The sequence below is a fragment of the Acidovorax sp. JG5 genome (genome assembly GCF_017939685.1).
Classification (GTDB): Bacteria; Pseudomonadota; Gammaproteobacteria; order Burkholderiales; family Burkholderiaceae_C; genus Acidovorax.
In genome coordinates this window covers 1-516 of sequence record NZ_JAGKSE010000071.1, presented here as the reverse complement: position 1 = coordinate 516, position 516 = coordinate 1, and the positions used below count along the sequence as shown (strand labels likewise).

The 516-nt window shown below is 59.1% G+C and carries 1 pseudogene; it reads right to left on the bottom strand.

What is annotated here, in order from left to right:
• Positions 1-41 precede the first annotated feature (41 nt).
• Positions 42-344, bottom strand: a pseudogene (locus J8G26_RS19160) (IS3 family transposase); the annotation flags it as partial.
• Between the last annotated feature and the right edge of the window lie 172 nt (positions 345-516).

Below are 516 nucleotides of genomic sequence, written 5' to 3'. Positions count from 1 at the left end.
GGGGATGCGGATAAAAACTTGGACTGGTTTTATGCCGCAAGTCAAAGGCTCGCCCGGTATTCAATGGGGCTGAGAGAGCCAAGGGATATCTTGATCCGCTTCTCGTTGTACCAGCGGATGTAGTCGTCGACCATCTCAATGAACTGCTCAATGGTCGTGGCCTTCCAGTCCCGAGGGTAGAACAGCTCGTTCTTCAGCCGGCCGAAGAAACCCTCGCAGGCTGCGTTGCCAGGAGAGCATGCCTTGCGAGACATCGAGCGGGTGAGGTTCGCGTCGCTCATTCTTGATAGCCAGCCTGGCCAGCGGTAGTGGCCCCCGCAGTCGGAGTGGACCACCGGTCGGTCGCCGGTTGCGTATTCCACGCGATCGCGGACACGATTCCACGCTGATGGCGGACAGCATTCCACAGTCATCGCGGACACCGTTCCACGCTGAAGGCGGACAGCATTCCAAATTGATGGCGGACACCTGAAGCGGTGTTCTGAGTGACCCGAACGCGGCATACGCTGCCCGGTT